This is a genomic window from Pseudarthrobacter raffinosi (assembly GCF_023913735.1).
GTDB lineage: Bacteria > Actinomycetota > Actinomycetes > Actinomycetales > Micrococcaceae > Arthrobacter > Arthrobacter raffinosi.
The window spans coordinates 1-18,169 of sequence record NZ_JAMXBH010000027.1 but is presented as its reverse complement, the minus strand read 5'-3'; the positions used below and the strand labels follow the sequence as shown (position 1 = coordinate 18,169).

At 61.9% G+C, this 18,169-nt stretch carries 24 protein-coding genes; 3 read left to right on the top strand and 21 right to left on the bottom strand.

Annotated features, from left to right (window positions below; all coding sequences use genetic code 11):
* Positions 1 to 55 precede the first annotated feature (55 nt).
* The 8 genes from NG698_RS19590 to NG698_RS19555 all read right to left on the bottom strand — a co-directional run bounded on the left by NG698_RS19590 (position 56) and on the right by NG698_RS19555 (position 5,433).
* The gene (locus NG698_RS19590; protein WP_252611815.1) at positions 56 to 949 is read right to left on the bottom strand and encodes a tRNA pseudouridine synthase A; all 894 of its coding nucleotides are present in this window, start codon (positions 947 to 949) and stop codon (positions 56 to 58) included.
* Positions 950 to 981: 32 nt separating this feature from the next.
* Positions 982 to 1,665, bottom strand: a complete 684-nt coding sequence (gene rplQ / locus NG698_RS19585) for a 50S ribosomal protein L17, sunset domain variant (protein WP_252611813.1) — start codon at positions 1,663 to 1,665, stop codon at positions 982 to 984.
* Positions 1,666 to 1,742: 77 nt separating this feature from the next.
* Positions 1,743 to 2,753, bottom strand: coding sequence for a DNA-directed RNA polymerase subunit alpha (locus tag NG698_RS19580; protein ID WP_056344331.1), 1,011 nt, complete (start codon positions 2,751 to 2,753; stop codon positions 1,743 to 1,745).
* 132 nt (positions 2,754 to 2,885) lie between these two features.
* Positions 2,886 to 3,287: a 30S ribosomal protein S11 gene (gene rpsK, locus NG698_RS19575; protein ID WP_018769149.1), complete on the bottom strand. Its 402-nt coding sequence runs from the start codon at positions 3,285 to 3,287 to the stop codon at positions 2,886 to 2,888.
* Between the two features lie 51 nt (positions 3,288 to 3,338).
* Positions 3,339 to 3,713: a 30S ribosomal protein S13 gene (gene rpsM / locus NG698_RS19570; RefSeq protein ID WP_028275004.1), complete on the bottom strand. Its 375-nt coding sequence runs from the start codon at positions 3,711 to 3,713 to the stop codon at positions 3,339 to 3,341.
* A 176-nt stretch (positions 3,714 to 3,889) separates the two neighbouring features.
* Positions 3,890 to 4,003 carry a 50S ribosomal protein L36 gene (gene rpmJ, locus NG698_RS19565; protein WP_009358722.1) on the bottom strand — a complete coding sequence of 38 codons (114 nt, stop codon included), beginning with the start codon at positions 4,001 to 4,003 and terminating at the stop codon, positions 3,890 to 3,892.
* Between the two features lie 69 nt (positions 4,004 to 4,072).
* The gene (infA, locus tag NG698_RS19560; RefSeq protein WP_009358723.1) at positions 4,073 to 4,294 is read right to left on the bottom strand and encodes a translation initiation factor IF-1; all 222 of its coding nucleotides are present in this window, start codon (positions 4,292 to 4,294) and stop codon (positions 4,073 to 4,075) included.
* A 179-nt stretch (positions 4,295 to 4,473) separates the two neighbouring features.
* Positions 4,474 to 5,433 carry a P1 family peptidase gene (locus NG698_RS19555; RefSeq protein WP_252611811.1) on the bottom strand — a complete coding sequence of 320 codons (960 nt, stop codon included), beginning with the start codon at positions 5,431 to 5,433 and terminating at the stop codon, positions 4,474 to 4,476.
* Positions 5,434 to 5,654: 221 nt separating this feature from the next.
* Here NG698_RS19555 and NG698_RS19550 point away from each other — a divergent pair, with 221 nt between their 5' ends.
* From NG698_RS19550 to NG698_RS19540, 3 genes are all read left to right on the top strand, one after another.
* Entirely contained in the window at positions 5,655 to 6,614 is a 960-nt protein-coding gene (locus tag NG698_RS19550; protein ID WP_252567634.1) for a carbohydrate ABC transporter permease, read from the top strand.
* The gene (locus NG698_RS19545; protein ID WP_252611809.1) at positions 6,611 to 7,531 is read left to right on the top strand and encodes a carbohydrate ABC transporter permease; all 921 of its coding nucleotides are present in this window, start codon (positions 6,611 to 6,613) and stop codon (positions 7,529 to 7,531) included. The genes NG698_RS19550 and NG698_RS19545 overlap by 4 nt, the downstream gene beginning before the upstream one ends.
* A gap of 70 nt (positions 7,532 to 7,601) precedes the next feature.
* Positions 7,602 to 8,948 carry an ABC transporter substrate-binding protein gene (locus NG698_RS19540; protein ID WP_252598400.1) on the top strand — a complete coding sequence of 449 codons (1,347 nt, stop codon included), beginning with the start codon at positions 7,602 to 7,604 and terminating at the stop codon, positions 8,946 to 8,948.
* A gap of 99 nt (positions 8,949 to 9,047) precedes the next feature.
* Here the strand turns inward: NG698_RS19540 and map are convergent, their stop codons facing one another.
* The 13 genes from map to NG698_RS19475 form a co-directional block, all read right to left on the bottom strand.
* Positions 9,048 to 9,875 carry a type I methionyl aminopeptidase gene (map, locus tag NG698_RS19535; protein WP_252611852.1) on the bottom strand — a complete coding sequence of 276 codons (828 nt, stop codon included), beginning with the start codon at positions 9,873 to 9,875 and terminating at the stop codon, positions 9,048 to 9,050.
* Between the two features lie 70 nt (positions 9,876 to 9,945).
* Positions 9,946 to 10,515, bottom strand: a complete 570-nt coding sequence (locus tag NG698_RS19530) for an adenylate kinase (RefSeq protein ID WP_181037244.1) — start codon at positions 10,513 to 10,515, stop codon at positions 9,946 to 9,948.
* Between the two features lie 5 nt (positions 10,516 to 10,520).
* Complete coding sequence (gene secY, locus NG698_RS19525) at positions 10,521 to 11,831, bottom strand: preprotein translocase subunit SecY (protein ID WP_252598402.1); 1,311 nt, start codon at positions 11,829 to 11,831, stop codon at positions 10,521 to 10,523.
* Positions 11,832 to 12,051: 220 nt separating this feature from the next.
* Complete coding sequence (gene rplO / locus NG698_RS19520) at positions 12,052 to 12,534, bottom strand: 50S ribosomal protein L15 (protein WP_104062629.1); 483 nt, start codon at positions 12,532 to 12,534, stop codon at positions 12,052 to 12,054.
* The gene (gene rpmD / locus NG698_RS19515; RefSeq protein WP_056344352.1) at positions 12,535 to 12,741 is read right to left on the bottom strand and encodes a 50S ribosomal protein L30; all 207 of its coding nucleotides are present in this window, start codon (positions 12,739 to 12,741) and stop codon (positions 12,535 to 12,537) included.
* A 3-nt stretch (positions 12,742 to 12,744) separates the two neighbouring features.
* Positions 12,745 to 13,473, bottom strand: coding sequence for a 30S ribosomal protein S5 (rpsE, locus tag NG698_RS19510; protein ID WP_252598403.1), 729 nt, complete (start codon positions 13,471 to 13,473; stop codon positions 12,745 to 12,747).
* Positions 13,470 to 13,853 (bottom strand): 50S ribosomal protein L18, encoded by a 384-nt coding sequence (gene rplR, locus NG698_RS19505; protein WP_056344358.1) that lies wholly within the window; start codon positions 13,851 to 13,853, stop codon positions 13,470 to 13,472. Before rplR ends, rpsE begins: the two co-directional genes overlap by 4 nt.
* A 2-nt stretch (positions 13,854 to 13,855) precedes the next feature.
* Positions 13,856 to 14,392, bottom strand: a complete 537-nt coding sequence (gene rplF / locus NG698_RS19500) for a 50S ribosomal protein L6 (protein WP_056344361.1) — start codon at positions 14,390 to 14,392, stop codon at positions 13,856 to 13,858.
* 18 nt (positions 14,393 to 14,410) lie between these two features.
* Entirely contained in the window at positions 14,411 to 14,809 is a 399-nt protein-coding gene (gene rpsH / locus NG698_RS19495) for a 30S ribosomal protein S8 (RefSeq protein ID WP_056344363.1), read from the bottom strand.
* A gap of 78 nt (positions 14,810 to 14,887) precedes the next feature.
* A complete protein-coding gene (rplE, locus tag NG698_RS19490; RefSeq protein ID WP_056344366.1) occupies positions 14,888 to 15,469 on the bottom strand; it encodes a 50S ribosomal protein L5 in 582 nt (193 codons plus the stop codon).
* Positions 15,469 to 15,828 (bottom strand): 50S ribosomal protein L24, encoded by a 360-nt coding sequence (rplX, locus tag NG698_RS19485; protein WP_056344369.1) that lies wholly within the window; start codon positions 15,826 to 15,828, stop codon positions 15,469 to 15,471. Before rplX ends, rplE begins: the two co-directional genes overlap by 1 nt.
* Positions 15,829 to 15,831: 3 nt before the next feature.
* Positions 15,832 to 16,200 (bottom strand): 50S ribosomal protein L14, encoded by a 369-nt coding sequence (gene rplN, locus NG698_RS19480; protein WP_024366126.1) that lies wholly within the window; start codon positions 16,198 to 16,200, stop codon positions 15,832 to 15,834.
* A gap of 530 nt (positions 16,201 to 16,730) precedes the next feature.
* Positions 16,731 to 17,999 (bottom strand): IS110 family RNA-guided transposase, encoded by a 1,269-nt coding sequence (locus NG698_RS19475; RefSeq protein WP_252611807.1) that lies wholly within the window; start codon positions 17,997 to 17,999, stop codon positions 16,731 to 16,733.
* Positions 18,000 to 18,169 lie beyond the last annotated feature (170 nt).

The following is an 18,169-nucleotide window of genomic DNA, read 5'->3' as shown; positions in this document are numbered from 1 at the left end:
AAAAGGGCGCTCACGGGGCAGTCGATGGGGTCAGGGGCTCGACCACCGGACCGGACTAGTGCTTGCGGACTGCCCTTGTCAGCTCGGCACGGGCCAGCATCTCGTCGTCTGACGGGTAGGCCACTTCTTCAAGGACCAGAGGGTGCGGGGCGGCCAGGACGGACTTGGCGTCACGCTTCTTGGCCAGCAGCCGCTCATGCAGCCACCCCGGCTCCTCGATGCCCTCCCCCACGAACAGCGCCGAACCAACCAGGGAGCGCACCATGTTGTGGCAGAAAGCATCGGCCTGGACGGTGGCCACAATAACGCCGTCCTCACCGCGGTGGAATTCGAACCGCTGCAGCTCGCGGACGGTGGTGGCACCCTCCCGCGGCTTGCAGTAGGACAGGAAGTTCTGCAGCCCCAGCAGCTGCGCTGCACCTTCGTTCAGCAGGTCCACGTCCAGGGGGCATTGGTGCCAAAGCGTGAAGTACCGTTCGAGCGGATCCCAAAGGGCAGGACCGTCCGCGATGCGGTAGCTGTAGCGCCGCCACAGCGCAGAGAAGCGGGCGTCAAACCCCACAGGCGCCAAGGACACCAGGTGAACCTCGATGGCACCGGTCAGGTCGCCCAGCCCCCTGCTGAGGGCACCGCGAATCCGCCGTTGGAACGCGACGGCGGGATCCAGTTCGTGCCCGCGCGGCAGCTTCAGCCACTCGGCCTCGGTCAGGTCCAGGTGGACCACCTGGCCGCGGGCGTGCACGCCCGCGTCGGTACGCCCCGCCACCGTGACCCGGATAGGCCGGCGGATCAACAGCGCCAGCGCCTCTTCCAGGATCCCTTGGACGGTCCGCAATCCCGGCTGCACTGCCCACCCATTGAAGGGGCCGCCGTCGTACGATAAATCAAACCGGACACGCAAAAACCCGCCGTCCCCCAAAATGGGGGCAGCGGGTTTTTGGTGGTTCATAGACATAAGTCTACTGGAGCGTCAGAGCCTGATTACTCAGCTTCGACGGCCTGTGCAGCATCGCCACCGGCAGGCACGAAGCCTGCGGCTGCGGCGGACTCGGCAGAGTCGAACCAAACTTCAGCAACCGTGGCGTCGTACCAGCGTGAGCCGGGAACGTGGTACTTCATGGAGTCCTCGTTGCCCTTGACCTCGAAGCCCTCAGGGGCAACGTTGTCAGCCGTAGCAGGCTTGGAGCCGGCGTACTTGGCTTCAGCAGCTTCGGTCTCGGCAGCTTCGGTTTCGACAGGCTCAGCAACCGGAGCAGCCTTGGCGGCAGCCTGGGTAGCCTCGGCCACAACGGCCTGCTTGGCGGAAACCGGCTCGAGAACCAGTTCGATGACAGCCATGGGAGCGTTGTCGCCCTTACGGTTGCCGATCTTGGTGATGCGGGTGTAGCCGCCGTTGCGGTTCTCCACTGCCTGTGCAATGTCGGTGAACAGCTCGTGGACGATGCCCTTGTTGCTGATCAGGCCGAGTACACGGCGGCGGGAAGCCAGGTCGCCACGCTTGGCGAAAGTCACCAGACGCTCGGCGTACGGCTTCAGTCGCTTGGCCTTGGTCACCGTGGTGGTGATCCGCTTGTGCTCGAACAGTGCGGCGGACAGGTTCGCGAGCATAAGACGCTCGTGAGCCGCTCCGCCTCCGAGGCGCGGACCCTTAGCGGGGGTAGGCATAATAGTTTCTCCTCATATGGAAGCCAGTGGGCTGCGCACACCGTGGTGCATCCAGCCAGCCGGCCAAGATCTGTTTGTTAGAGTTCGTCGTCGCCGAAAGCGGCGTCGTCCTCTTCAATTGCTGCGGCGCGTGCTGCGAGGTCAAAACCGGGAGGCGAGTCCTTGAGGGACAGGCCCAGTTCAACCAGCTTTGCCTTGACCTCGTCAATGGACTTCGCACCGAAGTTACGGATGTCCATGAGGTCAGCCTCGGAGCGTGCAACAAGTTCACCCACGGTGTGGATGCCCTCACGCTTGAGGCAGTTGTAGGAACGGACGGTGAGGTCCAGATCCTCGATCGGCAGTGCCATGTCTGCTGCCAGGGCAGCATCCGTCGGCGACGGGCCAATCTCGATACCTTCAGCTGCGGTGTTCAGCTCGCGGGCCAGACCGAAGAGTTCCACCAGGGTGGTACCTGCGGAAGCAACAGCATCGCGCGGGGCGATGGCCTGCTTGGTCTCGACGTCGACAATGAGCTTGTCGAAGTCGGTGCGCTGCTCAACACGGGTTGCTTCCACGCGGAAAGTAACCTTCAGTACCGGCGAGTAGATCGAGTCGACCGGGATACGGCCGATCTCGGAGTCGCCGGACTTGTTCTGAGCTGCCGAAACGTAGCCGCGGCCGCGCTCGATGGTCAGTTCGAGTTCGAACTTGCCCTTCGAGTTCAGCGTGGCAATGTGCAGATCCGGGTTGTGGAATTCGACGCCGGCCGGCGGAGCGATGTCCGCGGCGGTGACGACTCCGGGGCCCTGCTTGCGCAGGTAAGCCACAACCGGCTCGTCGTGCTCGGAGGAAACCGACAGGCTCTTGATGTTCAGGATGATCTCAGTGACATCTTCCTTGACACCCGGAACCGTGGTGAACTCGTGCAGCACGCCATCGATCCGGATGCTGGTTACAGCGGCACCGGGGATGGAGGAGAGCAGGGTACGGCGGAGGGAGTTTCCGAGGGTGTAGCCGAAGCCCGGTTCCAGCGGTTCAATGATGAAACGCGAGCGGTTATCGGAGACTACCTCTTCGGAGAGGGTGGGGCGCTGTGCAATGAGCACTTAGGTTTCCTTTCGGCGAGCATCCGCTATATGACGCAACACAGGTGGTGGAAATTCGGTCTGAAGACTTAACGCGGCTGGGCTTGCCCGGACCATTGACGGTCCGGGCAAGCTCAAACTGCTGGAAAAGCCTTAGACGCGGCGGCGCTTCGGCGGACGGCAGCCGTTGTGCGCTGCGGGGGTGACGTCCTGGATGGAGCCAACCTCCAGGCCAGCGGCCTGCAGCGAGCGGATTGCGGTCTCGCGGCCTGAACCCGGTCCCTTGACGAAAACGTCAACCTTGCGCATGCCGTGCTCCTGCGCGCGCTTGGCAGCAGCTTCGGCAGCCATCTGGGCTGCGAACGGGGTGGACTTGCGTGAGCCCTTGAAGCCAACCTCACCTGAGGAAGCCCAAGAGATAACAGCGCCGTTCGGGTCCGTGATGGACACGATGGTGTTGTTAAAAGTGCTCTTGATGTGCGCCTGGCCCAGCGCGATATTCTTTTTGTCCTTCTTACGCGGCTTGCGAACCGCGCCACGAGTCTTCGGGGGCATTTTTTCTCCTACAGAAAGTTATTGGGGGAAGACGAGTCAATCCCGAGGGATTTAACGAGCCTTCTTCTTGCCTGCAACGGTGCGCTTCGGACCCTTACGGGTACGTGCGTTCGTCTTCGTACGCTGTCCGCGCACTGGCAGGCCCTTGCGGTGGCGAATACCTTCGTAGCTGCCGATTTCAACCTTGCGGCGGATATCAGCTGCTACTTCGCGGCGAAGGTCACCCTCAACCTTGTAGTTGCCTTCAATGTAGTCACGAAGTTCTACCAGCTGGGCATCGGTGAGGTCCTTAACGCGGACGTCAGCGCTGATGCCAGTGGCAGCCAGGGTTTCGTGTGCACGGGTCTTGCCCACGCCGTAGATGTAAGTAAGCGCAATTTCCAACCGCTTTTCGCGGGGAATGTCTACGCCAGCGAGACGAGCCATAGAGGCAGTGCTCCTTGAATAAACCGGAGGTCGTAGGCAGTACACCCGCACGTTCTGTGCGGCCCCAGCCTCCGACCGGGGGTTAGCTGTCCGGGCTCATACGTCCCAGTTCAGCTTGTGCTGCCTTTTATTTACTTGCGTGGGTTAGCAACCCAGGATTTCCCTCAGGAGGGAAATTAGCCCTGGCGCTGCTTGTGGCGCGGGTTCTCGCAGATCACCATGACCCGGCCATTACGGCGGATCACTTTGCACTTTTCGCAGATCTGCTTGACGCTCGGCTTGACCTTCATGGCATTCCTTTGCGTGTGGCAGTTGGTCAACTGGAGCAGCCGTCAACTCATGCTGAGGCCGCCCAGAATTTACTTGTAGCGGTAGACGATACGACCCCGAGTGAGGTCATAAGGGCTCAGTTCCACCACTACCCGGTCCTCAGGGAGAATCCTGATGTAGTGCTGGCGCATCTTGCCTGAGATGTGCGCGAGTACGATGTGCTTGTTGGTCAGCTCAACGCGAAACATCGCGTTAGGCAGCGCCTCAGTCACAACGCCTTCGATCTCAATGACCCCGTCCTTCTTGGCCATACCCTCCGCTAACTGTTGTTGCCGCAGCCCTGCCGGATTGCACCGGACATGACCACGAACGTTTTTGTTGGATCGGTTATCGCCTCCGGCCCCAAACAGGGCACAGCTGGGCAGACAACCAACAAACCACTTTACTGTAAGTGGGTAGAAAGTCCAAACCAAATATGAAAGTAGACACCTTACCCGGAAATTGGACTTCCCGAAATCCCGTCGAGGATCGCCAAGCGTACGACGTCGGCTGCCGCACTCTGCAGGGTAATGAGACTCACCTGCCGGGCAGTTTCAGTACTCCGGTCCAAAGCCACCTCACCAGTGGCGAGGCAAAAGACAGTATCCCCGTCGGCCAACGTGTGCGACGGATTGAGCGCCCGGGCCAGCCCAGCATGCGCAGCAGAAGCAGTCCGATAGCACTCGGCCACATCGAGCAGGGCGTTTGTGGCCACTACTACAAGCGTTGTGTTCAACGCAGGCGGGCCGGCATCCGCTGACGGGGAATCGGGAACCCGGAAGCGCGCGTCTAAGGGAGGCACGACCGAGCGCGCGGAGGGTTCGGGATTTCCCGGAAGCACCACCGGAAATCCCAAGGCGTTCACTACGGCCAGCGCCCCTACAACCACGCCGTTCTCGAGCGTGACCGATGCCGTACCCACCCCACCTTTGAACTGTCCGCGTCCGATCATCGCGCCAGTGCCGGCGCCCACGCTGCCGCGTCCGACGTCGTGCCCGTCCTTTTCGGCAGCAGCGGCAACGGTGGCCGCGTACCCCATGTCCGCCGTCGGGCGCGCTGAGAAGTCGCCTCCCCGGCCCAGGTCGAAGATCGCGGCGGCGGGCACGATGGGCACTACTCCCCCGGCGACAGCGAAGCCCCGGCCGTTCTCCTCGCACCAGCGCTGTGCACCGTGGGCCGAGACGAGACCGTACGCGCTGCCGCCGGTGAGGACCACGGCGTCCACCGTGGACACCAGCGTGGTGGGATCCAGCGCGTCAGTCTCATGCGTGCCCGGGCCACCGCCACGGACGTCCACCGACCCGACAGTGCCCCGCGGCGGCAGCACCACGGTGACTCCTGTCAGCCAGCCGTCGCCGGACTTCTGCTCATGGCCAACCCTGATCCCAGGCACATCCGTGATTGCTCCCATGCGATCCATTCTGCGCTATCGCAGTACAGCACTTCCTGCCCGTCAGGCAAACACTATGCAATACTGCAAGCAACACAGCGTTAATGGGCAATGAAGCCTTCAATAACTATCCTCTGACGAGGGCTTATGCGGGATTCTGCCCACCAGCCGTGTGGTGAAGTATGCCTAGATCCCCTGCCCATCGGCCAGCCATTGCAGGCCCCGATCCGTTAGAGACACCAATGACCCGGCAACTCGCTTCCACGTCACCGGCCAGTCCGCCCGACCAATCCGGTCCGCCCGGCAAACACCAGACCCGGCGCTGGTCCGGCCGGGCCCGGCGGGACTTCTTCGTCTTCCTCGCCCTGGCACTCCCCAACCTGATACTGATCGCAGTATTCACGTACCGGCCCCTCATCAGCAACATCTACTACTCAACCCTCGACTGGACCCTTGGCTCCGCATCGGCCACCGTGGTGGGAATCGACAACTACGTCACGTTCTTCACCAGCGACGACGCCCCCAAGGTACTGGGCACCACCGCCGTGTTCACACTGGTGACCGTCGGCGGCTCCATGCTGCTGGGGCTTGTCATCGCGTTAGCGCTGAACTCCAAGGTACGGGGCACCACGTTTGCCCGGTCCGCTGTCTTCGCTCCTTATGTGCTCTCCGGGGTGGGGGTTGGCCTGGTCTGGCTTTTCATCTTCGATCCGGGATACGGCGTCCTGGCCTGGATTCTCCGCGGCATCGGCCAGCAGAGCCCGCAATGGATCAACGATCCCCAGCTGTCGCTGGTGATGGTCATCCTGGTTTATGTCTGGAAAAACCTTGGCTACTGCGCCGTGGTATACCTCGCGGGCCTGCAGTCACTGCCGCAGGACGTCATGGAGGCTGCCTCGCTGGACGGGGCGAACGGATTCAGGCGCTTCCTCAGCATGTCCATCCCGCTCCTGTCCCCCACCACCTTCTTCCTCCTGATCACCACCATGCTGAGCTCACTCCAGGCGTTCGACCTGATCCGGATCATGACACCCCTCGGAACCGGCACCAGTACCCTGATCTACGAGGCCTACCTGCAGGCGTTCGGCGCGTTCAACAGGGCAGGGTACTCCGCAGCGATTTCCGTGGTCCTCTTCGCCATCCTGCTGGTCATCACTGTCCTGCAGTTGCGTTTCGTGGAACGGAAGGTGCACTACTCATGACTTCGCTCTCTCCGGTCAACCCTGACCCAACGGCTCCCCCTGTCGCACCGTCCGAAACTTTCATCCCCCGGGACCGGCCCTTCTCGGCACGGAACCTCATCCAGACCATCGCCGGCGGCTACGTTCCCCTGCTGCTGGCAACGCTGGTGGTTTTCCTGCCCTTGCTGTGGATGATCCTGAGCTCCTTCAAGCTGCCCGGGGAAATCATCACCATGGACCTTAAAATCCTGCCGGCGAGCCTGAACCCGGAGAACTACAACATTGCGATGACTACCGTGCCGTTCGCGCAGTTCTTCATCAACAGCACCATCGTCACGGTGGTGGGCTCAACTATTAAAGTCCTGCTGGCCATCCTCACGGCCTACGCACTGGTATTCGTGCGCTTCCCCTTCAGGAACGCCATCTTCATCCTCATCCTTGTGGCCCTGATGGTCCCGCCGCAGGTCTCCATCCTGCCGAACTACATCCTGATCGCCGGGCTAGGCGGCAAGAACACCCTGTGGGGCATCATCCTGCCGGGGCTTGGCACAGCGTTCGGGACGTTCCTGCTGAGGCAGCACTTCCTGACGCTGCCTGCCTCCATCCTCGAGTCCGCCGAGATCGACGGCGCCGGGCACTGGCGCCGCCTGTGGCAGATCGTGGTCCCCGTGTCCATTCCCTCCATTGCCACCGTGGCGCTGGTGACGGTGGTCAGCGAATGGAACGAATACATCTGGCCGCTGATCATCACCGACCGTCCGGAAACCATGACGTTGCCCGTTGGCCTGACGCTGCTGCAGAACTCCGAAAGCAACGCCTCCGGCTGGGGCATCCTCATGGCCGGCGCCGTGCTGGTCATCGTGCCCATCCTGGTGGTCTTCGCAGCGCTCCAGCGTTACATCGTCGCGGGCCTCACCCAAGGCAGCGTGACCGGCTGACCCCGGCTCCGCCGTCGTTCTTCCACCCCAACAGCAAGACCTTCCTAGGCAACAACCGAAAGGAACCATCATGGCAACAAATCTGGACCGGAGGCATTTCCTGGGGCTGGCTGGCGTAACGGCCGGCGCCGCAGCGCTTTCCGCCTGCGGGGGGCCTGATACCGGCGGCACCACCACCTCAACGGAAGCCGCGGAAATCGACTTCAGCGGCGTGAAGCCGGCGGCGAAGATCGACTTCTGGACCAACCACCCGGGCAAGTCCCAGGACGTCGAGAAGGCCATCATCGAAAAGTTCCACGCGAAGTACCCGGATATCCAGATCAACCTGGTAACGGCCGGCGCGAACTACGAGGAAATCGCCCAGAAGTTCCAGACGTCCCAGGCCGCCAAATCGGGACTGCCCGGAGTAGTCGTGCTGTCCGACGTCTGGTGGTTCCGCTACTTCACCAACGGCAGCATCATTCCGGTCGACGGGCTCATCAAGGAACTGGACATCAAGGTTGACGATTTCCGCCAGTCCCTGGTGGATGACTACAAGTACGATGACCGGCAGTGGGCGCTCCCGTACGGGCGGTCCACGCCGCTGTTCTACTACAACAAGGACCACTTCGCCGCCGCCGGCCTGCCGGACCGGGCACCGGCAACATGGCAGGAATTCGGCGAATGGGCCCCCAAGCTGAAAGCGTCCTCCGGGGCGCAGTACGCCTACATCTATCCCGCCCTGGCTGGCTACGCCGGCTGGACACTGCAGAACAATCTCTGGGGCTGGGGCGGCGCGTGGTCCAAGGATTGGGAGATCACGTGCGATTCACCCGAAGCCGTGGAAGCCCTGCAGTGGGCCCAGGACTCGATCTACAAGCACAACTGGGCCGGCGTCTCGTCCAAGGAAGCCGCTGACGACTTCTCTGCCGGCCTGACGTCCTCCACCATTTCCTCCACGGGCTCGCTTCTGGGCGTCCTGAAGTCCGCCACGTTCAACGTCGGCGTCGGCTTCCTGCCAGGCGGGCCTAAGGAGACCAGCGGCGTGTGCCCCACCGGCGGCGCAGGGCTGGGCATCCCCAGCGGCATTAGCAAAGAGGAACAGCTCGCCGCAGGAACGTTCCTGAAGTTCATGACCGAGCCGGAAAACACGGCAGCGTTCTCCGCTGCCACCGGTTACATGCCCACCCGTACGTCGGCGGACATGGCCACGGTGCTGGCACAGACTCCCCAGATCAAAACCGCCATGGACCAGCTCGCCGTGACCAAGGTCCAGGACCGGGCCCGCGTGTTCCTGCCCGGGGCTGACCAGGAGATGGCCAAGGCCGCCGCCAAGATCCTCACCCAACAGGGCGACGTGAAGGCCACCTTGACCGAGCTGAAGAAGACCCTCGAAGGCATCTACACCAAGGACGTCAAGCCCAAGCTCAAGGCCTGACCCTCCCCTCCACCTGCGACACGCAAAATCCTTGCCGCTACCGGCATTCAGGTAGCGACAGGGATTTTGCGCGTCGGGAGCGCATTAGCGCGTCGAAACCTACGGGATCGGAACCGGTACGACGCCGAGCGGCACCAGGTGCTCCGCTCCGCCGTCGGGGGCTGAGAGTACCCAGATCCCCTTTTCGTGGACCGCAACCGAGTGCTCCCATTGGCAGGAGCGCTTGCCGTCGGTGGTCACCACGGTCCAGTCGTCCTCCAGCACGGCGGTGTCGATGCTGCCGCAGACCAGCATGGGCTCGATCGCCAGGCAGAGTCCGGGCTTGATCTTGGGACCGTGGTGGCTCGTGCGGTAGTTCAGGACATCCGGGGCCATGTGCATCTCGGAGCCGATGCCGTGGCCCACGTAGTCCTCCAGGATGCCCAGCGGCTTGCCCGGCACGGAGGAGACGTAGTCGTCGATGGCGGCGCCGATGTCGCCCACATGGCTTCCCGTGGCCAAGGCGGCGATGCCGCGCCACATGGCTGCCTGAGTGACGTCGGAAAGCCGCTGGTCCTCGGGGTCGGCCTGGCCCACAATGACGGTCCGTGCAGAATCGGAATGCCAGCCGTCAACAATCGCGCCGCCGTCGATCGAGATGATGTCGCCGTCCTTGAGGACCTTGCCGCCGGGGATGCCGTGCACCACTTCCTCGTTCACTGAGGTACAGATAGTGGCGGGGAAGCCGTGGTAGCCGAGGAAGTTCGACTTGGCGCCGGCCTCGTTCAGCACTGCGGCGAAGACGTCGTCCAGCTGCTTGGTGGTAACGCCTGGAGCGGCTGCGGCCACCGCTGCGTCCAGCGCACGGTTCAGCACCAGCCCGGCGTCGCGCATGATGCGCATCTGGGCGTTGGTCTTGTATTCGATACGGGGCTGGCCGAAGGCCATGGTGTGTCCTCTCAATGGCTGAGGCTCCTCCCGGATGCCGGGAGGAGCCTCGGAAAAGCATGTTGCGGGCTTAGGCGGCCTGGGCTGCCTTGATGGCCTGCATCACGCGGTCGGTGACCTCGTCGATGCCGCCGATGCCGTCAACCTGGGTCAGGATGCCGCGTTCGGCATACTTGGCCACAACGGCCTCGGTCTGCTCGTGGTACAGGTCCAGGCGGTGGCGGATAACGGCTTCGTTGTCGTCGCTCCGGCCGGTTTCCTTGGCACGGCCCAACAGGCGCGAGACGAGTTCCTCGTCGTCGGCCGTGAGCTGCAGGACGACGTCGAGCTTTTCTTCGCTGTTCGCGAGGATCCCGTCCAGGTAGTCCACCTGCGCCGTGGTGCGCGGGTAGCCGTCCAGGAGGAAGCCGTTCTCGACGTCGGACTCGCTGAGGCGGTCGCGGACCATCTTGTTGGTGACGCTGTCCGGAACAAAGTCCCCGGCGTCCATGTACTTCTTGGCCTCGATGCCAAGAGGAGTTTCGCCCTTCACGTTGGCGCGGAAGATATCACCGGTGGAAATCGCCACGACGCCGAGGCGCTCCGAAATACGTTCCGCTTGCGTTCCTTTTCCGGAACCGGGGGGTCCAATAATCAACATTTTCGTCATCGCAAAAGCCCTTCGTAGTGACGTTGCTGTAGCTGCGCATCTATTTGCTTGACGGTTTCAAGGCCAACGCCCACCATGATCAGGATCGAGGTGCCACCGAACGGGAAGTTCTGGTTCGCGTTGATCAGTACCAGCGCCACCAGCGGAATCAGTGCCACGAAGCCCAGGTACAGGGCTCCGGGCAGCGTGATCCGGGAGAGCACGTACTGCAGGTAATCCGCGGTCGGTTTTCCGGCACGGATACCCGGGATGAAACCGCCGTACTTCTTCATGTTGTCCGAGACCTCTTCAGGGTTGAAGGTGATCGCGACATAGAAGTAGGTGAAGAACACGATCATGGCGAAGTACAGCGCCATGTAGATCGGGTGGTCTCCTCGGGTCAGGTTGTTGTTGATCCACTCAACCCACGGCGCGAGCGCCTCGCCCGCTTTGGGCTGGTTGAACTGTGAGATCAGTCCCGGCAGGTAGAGCATGGAGGATGCGAAGATCACGGGGATCACGCCTGCCATGTTCACCTTGATGGGGATGTAGGTGTTGGTGCCGCCGACGGTCCGGCGTCCGATCATTCGCTTGGCGTACTGCACCGGGACACGGCGCTGGGACTGCTCCACGAAGACCACCAGGGCAACCGTCACCAGGCCGATGACCAGGACCATAAAGAACGTGCCCGGGCCTTGTGAGCTCCAGATGGCGCCCAGGGACGTGGGGAACGTTGCGGCGATGGAGGTGAAGATGAGCAGCGACATGCCGTTGCCCACACCCTTTTCGGTGACGAGTTCGCCCATCCACATGATGAGTCCGGTACCGGCGGTCAGCGTGATGATCAGCAGGATGGTGGTGATGATGCTGTCGTCAGGAATGATCGGCAGGGCACAGCCCGGAAGCAACTGGCCTGAACGTGCCAGCGACACCAGCGTCGTGGCGTTCAGCAGGCCTAGGGCAATGGTGAGGTAACGCGTGTACTGGGTGAGCTGGGACTGCCCGGAGGCGCCCTCCTCGTACAGCTCCTGGAACCGGGGAATGACCACCCGGAGCAGCTGCACGATGATGCTGGCCGTGATGTACGGCATGATGCCCAGCGCGAAGATGGACACCTGAAGCAAGGCACCGCCGCTGAACAGGTTGACGAGCTGATAAAGCCCGCCAGCGGTCTGACCGTTCTGCAAGCATTGCTGGACATTCTGGTAGTTCACACCAGGCGAGGGGATGAATGCACCCAAGCGGAAGATTGTGATGATTGCCAGCGTGAACAACAACTTGCGTCGCAGGTCAGGCGTGCGAAAGGCCCGGCCAAATGCGCTAAGCAAGCGTCCTCCTGTGTTGTTTATAAGCGTGGTGTGATGGGGGACAATAATCCCAACAACAGAGTCTAACGGGTGGATTGGCCATGCGAACAATCCAAGAACCCGCGCTTGCGGCGAACGGCCGGAAATGGTCGGCCAGTGGATGTGAAAAAAACTCCCAGCGTGCAGGGCCCTGGGGGCCTTGCACGCCGGGAGTTCACAACGGGCGTTCGCCCACCGTCTACTAGAGAGCGGTGGTGCTTCCGCCTGCTGCTGCAATCTTTTCTGCGGCGCTGGCCGAGAATGCGTGGACGGTGACGTCAACCTTGACGGTGATGTCGCCGGTGCCAAGCACCTTGACGGGCTGGTTCTTGCGAACGGCACCCTTCTCGACCAGGTTCTCCACGGTGACTGTGCCACCTTCGGGGAACAGCTCGTTGAGCTTGTCCAGGTTTACAACCTGGAACTCAACCCGGAACGGGTTCTTGAAGCCGCGCAGCTTCGGCAGGCGCATGTGCAGCGGCAACTGGCCGCCGGCAAAGCCAGCCTTGATCTGGTAGCGGGCCTTCGTACCCTTGGTACCGCGACCAGCGGTCTTACCCTTGGAACCTTCACCACGACCAACTCGGGTCTTGGCGGTCTTGGCACCCGGGGCGGGACGCAGGTGGTGAACCTTCAGTGTGTTCTGCTTCTCAGCAGTCTCTGCGGCGATCTTTTTCTCTGCCATTTACTTCGCCTCCTCTACCTTTACCAGGTGCGGAACCGTGTTGAGCATTCCAACAGTCACGGCGTCGGCGGTGCGGACAACGGTATGTCCGATCCGCTTCAGGCCGAGGGACCGAAGGGTGTCGCGCTGGTTCTGCTTGCCGCCAATGGCGGACTTGATCTGAGTGATCTCCAACTGAAGGTCGGAGGGAATCAGGTTCTTAGCCATGGCTTAGACACCCGCCTTCTGGTTCAGGATTGCCTTCACCATTGCCGGCGGAGCAACCTCGTCCAGCGGCAGGCCGCGGCGTGCTGCCACTGCTGCCGGCTCTTCGAGCTGCTTCAGCGCAGCAACAGTCGCGTGAACGATGTTGATGGCGTTGGAGGAACCCAGCGACTTGGAGAGGATGTCGTGGATGCCCACGCACTCCAAGATGGCGCGGACCGGACCACCGGCAATAACACCGGTACCGGCGGAAGCCGGACGCAGCATTACGACGCCGGCAGCGGCCTCACCCTGAACGCGGTGCGGGATGGTGTTCCCAATCCGGGGAACGCGGAAGAAGGACTTCTTGGCCTCTTCAACGCCCTTCGCGATTGCGGCGGGAACTTCCTTAGCCTTGCCGTAGCCGACGCCGACCATGCCGTTACCGTCACCAACGACGACCAGAGCGGTGAAGCTGAAGCGACGACCGCCCTTGACCACCTTGGAAACGCGGTTGATGGTGACAACGCGTTCAATGAACTGGCTCTTCTCGGCTTCGCGGCCGCCGTCGCGGCCACCACGGCCACCACGGCCGCCGTCGCGACCGCCCTGGCCCTTGTCGCCACGCTCGCCACGACGAGCGCCACCACGGCGGTCATCGGCAGCAGCTGCGGGCGCAGTGGCCGGAGCAGCTACGGCTTCAGTAGCCTTCTGATCTGCAGACACAGTGTCCTTTTCCTTGTTTGCTTCCGTCACAGTGACAGCCCACCTTCACGTGCGCCGTCAGCGACAGCAGCAATCCGGCCGTGGTACTTGTTACCACCGCGGTCGAAGACAACAGCTTCGATACCGGCAGCCTTGGCACGAGCGGCAACGAGCTCGCCAACGCGCTTGGCCTTGGCGGTCTTGTCGCCTTCGAATGCACGAAGGTCGGCTTCCAGTGTGGAGGCGCTTGCTACGGTCAGGCCCTTGGTGTCATCGACAACCTGGACGAATACGTGGCGTGCGGAGCGGTTGACGACCAGACGAGGACGTACAGCCGTGCCGGAGATGCGCTTGCGGATACGAAGCTGGCGGCGGCTGCGCGAAGCAGACTTGCTCTTGTTCGTACGCTTCTTGTTAATTGAGATGGCCATGGTTACTTACCAGCCTTTCCGACCTTGCGGCGGATGACTTCGCCTGCGTAGCGGATGCCCTTGCCCTTGTAGGGGTCCGGCTTCCGCAGCTTGCGAATGTTGGCAGCAACCTCGCCGACCTGCTGCTTGTTGATACCTGAAACAGAGAGCTTGGTCGGGGTCTCAACTGCAAAGGTGATGCCGTCCGGTGCGGTGACATTTACCGGGTGGCTGTAGCCGAGAGCGAACTCAAGGTCAGATCCCTTGGCCTGAACGCGGTAACCAGTACCAACGATTTCAAGCTTCTTCTCGTAGCCCTTGGTAACGCCCTCGATCATGTTGGAGATCAGGGTGCGGGTCAGGCCGTGGAGTGAACGGGAGGCGCGCTCGTCGTTCGGGCGGGCGACAGTCAGGGTCTCTGCTTCCAAGGAAACCTCGATCGGGCTGGCCACAGTGTGGTTCAGCTCGCCTTTGGCACCCTTGACGCTGACGACAGAGCCGTCAACCTTGACCTCAACGCCGGCAGGAACGGTGATGGGGAGACGTCCAATACGTGACATTATTCTCTTCCTTTCCCGTTACCAGACGTAGGCGAGGACTTCGCCGCCCACGCCCTTCTTGCCGGCTTGCTTATCAGTCAAGAGGCCGGAAGAGGTGGACAGGATTGCGACACCCAGGCCACCGAGCACGTGCGGGAGGTTGGTGGACTTTGCGTAAACACGCAGGCCCGGCTTGGAAATACGGCGAACGCCAGCGATTGAACGCTCGCGGTTCGGTCCGAACTTAAGGTCCAGGGTCAGCTTCTTGCCAACCTCTGCGTCTTCTTCTTTCCAGGAGGCGATGTAACCTTCAGCCTTCAGGATGTCGGCAACGCGTGCCTTGAGCTTGCTGTACGGCATGGACACGGAATCGTGGTAAGCCGAGTTTGCATTGCGCAGACGCGTAAGCATGTCTGCGACCGGATCAGTCATTGTCATTTGGGCTCTTGCCCTTCCTCATAACGGTTTCCTCGCTGCTGCATGAAGCATCAGCGAAGGACCTGTTACGTAGTTAGATTAGTCTTCGGCCTTGAACGGGAAACCAAGCGCCTTGAGCAGCGCGCGGCCTTCGTCATCGGTCTTGGCGGTGGTTACAACCGTGATGTCCATGCCGCGAACGCGGTCAATGGAATCCTGGTCGATTTCGTGGAACATAACCTGCTCGGTCAGACCGAAGGTGTAGTTGCCGTTGCCGTCGAACTGCTTGCCACTGAGGCCGCGGAAGTCGCGGATACGGGGCAGAGCCAGCGTGACCAGACGATCCAGGAATTCCCACATGCGGTCTCCACGCAGAGTTGCGTGTGCGCCGATGGGCATGCCTTCGCGCAGCTTGAACTGTGCGATCGACTTGCGGGCCTTGGTTACCTGCGGCTTCTGGCCGGTGATCAGGGTCAGATCGCGGACAGCGCCGTCGATCAGCTTGGAGTCCTTAGCGGCATCTCCAACACCCATGTTCACAACGACCTTCACCAGGCGGGGAACCTGGTTAACGTTGCTGTACTTGAATTCCTCAACGAGCGTGCTCTTGATGGAATCGGCGTACTTGGTCTTCAGACGAGGAACGATCTTCGCTGCCGGAGTCTCGAGAGTCTCAGTCATTAGATGTCCTTCCCGGAGCTCTTGGCCACGCGGACACGCACGTCGCGCTTCACGCCATTGCGCTCCACGGTCTCGGTGCGGAAACCAACGCGGGTGGGCTTCTTGGTGGACGGGTCAACCAGAGCCACGTTGGAGATGTGGACCGAAGCTTCTACGACCTCGATGCCACCAGTCTTGGTGCCGCGCTGCGACTGACCGGCCTTCGTGTGCTTGGTTACGCGGTTAATGCCTTCGACCAACACGCGGTTGGTCTCCGGGAATACGCGCAGAACCTTGCCCTGCTTGCCTTTGTCGCCGCCGCGCTCAGCCTTGGCGCCAGTGATGACCTGAACGAGGTCACCCTTTTTGATCTTAGCCATGGACTAGAGCACCTCCGGAGCCAGAGAAACGATCTTCATGAACTTCTTGTCACGAAGTTCACGACCAACCGGTCCGAAGATACGGGTACCGCGGGGGTCACCGTCAGCCTTCAGGATCACAGCTGCGTTCTCGTCAAACTTGATATAGGAACCATCCGCACGGCGGCGTTCCTTCTTGGTACGGACGATGACTGCCTTAACAACATCGCCCTTCTTTACGTTGCCGCCCGGAATTGCATCCTTGACGGTAGCGACGATGACGTCGCCAATGCCTGCGTAGCGACGGCCAGATCCACCGAGAACGCGAATGGTAAGGATTTCCTTAGCACCCGTGTTGTCGGCGACCTTGAGTCGCGACTCCTGCTGAATCACTATTTACTCCTTGCGTCGCGCCGGTTCTCAGACCGAAAATCTTCCTACGGAATGAGCCTTGCGGAACGGTTGATCGGGGTGTCTCTTGACCTGCCTGGATTTTGCCAGACCAGGCCTAAACGCCCGTGCCAAAAACATTTGCTTCCCAAGCGGATCCGGACAGGTCCGAAGCACGAGGGGGCACTATGCCGTGGCACGATTGTTTACGAGGTTGATGACGGCGCACAGAGGGCGCCATACAAACTCAATATCCTAGCACAGTTAGGGCAATCTCCCATATCACACGGCGGCAGCCAGAGCACAACTGCTGGACACCAGTAAGCGCCGCAGAGCCGGCAACGCACGACGGCGTCACGCACGGCACGCTTTCGGCCCGCCGGCGGTGCCGCTCCCCCGGAAACCCGGCCTCCCGCCGTCGGACGCTCTCTCACTAGTCCGAAAATGGAGGGGACGTGACCGCGGTCGGTGCGCACTGGTGCACCCCGTCGTGGTCTGGCGGGTGTTGGTGTTGGTATGAAGACGGGTAGGGGTCAGGCTGCGGGTGCGAGAGTGACGGTGTAGCCGAGGGCTTCGAGCTGGCGGATGTGGTTGCGTTTGCTGGTCTCTGGGTTGGTATGGCGGCTGAAGTAGTCGGGCCCGAGGTCGTTGAACCGTGCGTCCGGGTTCTCCAGCAGGTGCCAGATGATCACGAGGATGGAACGTCCGGTGGCGACGATGGCGCGTTTCTTGCCCCGCCGCCGCGCGAGCCTCTGGTGGCGTTCGCCCAGAAAGGTGTGAGTTTTGCTGGCCCCGACGGCGGCCTCGCCTAGGACCCGGGCGAGATAGCGGTTACCGTGACCGGTCGAACCGTTTCCCTTGGTCTTGCCTGCGGAGGAGTTGATGCCCGGGGAGAACTTTGCCCAGGAACACAGGTGCCCCGCGGTCGGGAACCGTGACATGTCTACCCCGATTTCGGCGATAATAGCGGCAGCAGCGACGGGGCCGATGCCCGGGATCTCATCCAGGCATTCCGCTGCCGCCGCGAAAGGGGCCAACTGCGCCTCGATCTGTTCATCGATCGCGGCGATATCGGCATCGATCCCGTCGATCCGTGCCAGCATCCGGGCCAGCAGGAACCGGTGATGGTCATCAAAGCGGCCGGTGAAGGCCTCCTCAAGTTCGCTGATCTTCCCCCGCATTCTTGACCGGGCCAGCTGCGCGAGCCTACTCGGGTTCCGTTCGCCGGCGATGAGCGCTGCCATCATCTCCCGCCCGGACACCCCGAAAATATCCGAGGCCACCGAGGAGAGCTTGATGCACGCGTCCTCCAGGAGTTTCTCGACCCGGTTCTTCTCCGCCGTCCGGGTCCCGACCAGATCAGCCCGGTACCGGGTCAAATCCCGCAGCCGGCGGATCGGGGCAGGCGGAACGAAACTGGGCCGGAGCATCTGCCGCTCGGCGACCTTGCACAGCCATACGGAATCGAGCACGTCCGTCTTCGGCCGGCCCGGCAGGTGCTTCACGTCGCGGGCGTTGACCAGCCACGGCTCGAGCCCGTGCGCCTCGAGGAGGTAAAACACCGGCTTCCAATAGTCCGAAGTCGCCTCCATCACGACCCGCTCGATCCGGAGGTCCACGAGATGGTTGGCCAGCTCCATCAACGACCGGGTCATAGTGGAGTGCGTGGACACCTCCTGCAACCGTTTCTTCCGGTCCCCTTCCGCGGGGACCCGGACACAACACACGAGTTCAGCCTTGCCAATGTCGATCGCGGCGACTCTGGCAATGATCTGATCCTCATCCTGGGTTTCAGCCAACATGATCGTGTTCATCTCCTCACGAAAAACACCCGCTCTGATTGCATAGGCGGCCGCCCGCGGGGATCACTGAGTATTTGATGCCTTGAGAGCCACCCAATCTTGCGCTTCAGAGCCACCGATCGTGCGGAAGAGAGCCAGTGGTGGTGTGCTTGGGAGCCACTGGCCCTCGA

Coding starts and splice junctions, on each gene's coding strand:
- NG698_RS19590 (WP_252611815.1), bottom strand. CDS start 949: ATGAACCACCAAAAACCCGCTGCCCCCATTTTGGGGGACGGCGGGTTT.
- rplQ (WP_252611813.1), bottom strand. CDS start 1,665: ATGCCTACCCCCGCTAAGGGTCCGCGCCTCGGAGGCGGAGCGGCTCAC.
- rpsK (WP_018769149.1), bottom strand. CDS start 3,287: ATGCCCCCGAAGACTCGTGGCGCGGTTCGCAAGCCGCGTAAGAAGGAC.
- rpsM (WP_028275004.1), bottom strand. CDS start 3,713: ATGGCTCGTCTCGCTGGCGTAGACATTCCCCGCGAAAAGCGGTTGGAA.
- rpmJ (WP_009358722.1), bottom strand. CDS start 4,003: ATGAAGGTCAAGCCGAGCGTCAAGCAGATCTGCGAAAAGTGCAAAGTG.
- infA (WP_009358723.1), bottom strand. CDS start 4,294: ATGGCCAAGAAGGACGGGGTCATTGAGATCGAAGGCGTTGTGACTGAG.
- NG698_RS19555 (WP_252611811.1), bottom strand. CDS start 5,433: ATGGGAGCAATCACGGATGTGCCTGGGATCAGGGTTGGCCATGAGCAG.
- NG698_RS19550 (WP_252567634.1), top strand. CDS start 5,655: ATGACCCGGCAACTCGCTTCCACGTCACCGGCCAGTCCGCCCGACCAA.
- NG698_RS19545 (WP_252611809.1), top strand. CDS start 6,611: ATGACTTCGCTCTCTCCGGTCAACCCTGACCCAACGGCTCCCCCTGTC.
- NG698_RS19540 (WP_252598400.1), top strand. CDS start 7,602: ATGGCAACAAATCTGGACCGGAGGCATTTCCTGGGGCTGGCTGGCGTA.
- map (WP_252611852.1), bottom strand. CDS start 9,875: ATGGCCTTCGGCCAGCCCCGTATCGAATACAAGACCAACGCCCAGATG.
- NG698_RS19530 (WP_181037244.1), bottom strand. CDS start 10,515: ATGTTGATTATTGGACCCCCCGGTTCCGGAAAAGGAACGCAAGCGGAA.
- rplO (WP_104062629.1), bottom strand. CDS start 12,534: ATGGCAGAGAAAAAGATCGCCGCAGAGACTGCTGAGAAGCAGAACACA.
- rpmD (WP_056344352.1), bottom strand. CDS start 12,741: ATGGCTAAGAACCTGATTCCCTCCGACCTTCAGTTGGAGATCACTCAG.
- rplR (WP_056344358.1), bottom strand. CDS start 13,853: ATGGCCATCTCAATTAACAAGAAGCGTACGAACAAGAGCAAGTCTGCT.
- rplF (WP_056344361.1), bottom strand. CDS start 14,392: ATGTCACGTATTGGACGTCTCCCCATCACCGTTCCTGCCGGCGTTGAG.
- rpsH (WP_056344363.1), bottom strand. CDS start 14,809: ATGACAATGACTGATCCGGTCGCAGACATGCTTACGCGTCTGCGCAAT.
- rplE (WP_056344366.1), bottom strand. CDS start 15,469: ATGACTGAGACTCTCGAGACTCCGGCAGCGAAGATCGTTCCTCGTCTG.
- rplX (WP_056344369.1), bottom strand. CDS start 15,828: ATGGCTAAGATCAAAAAGGGTGACCTCGTTCAGGTCATCACTGGCGCC.
- NG698_RS19475 (WP_252611807.1), bottom strand. CDS start 17,999: ATGTTGGCTGAAACCCAGGATGAGGATCAGATCATTGCCAGAGTCGCC.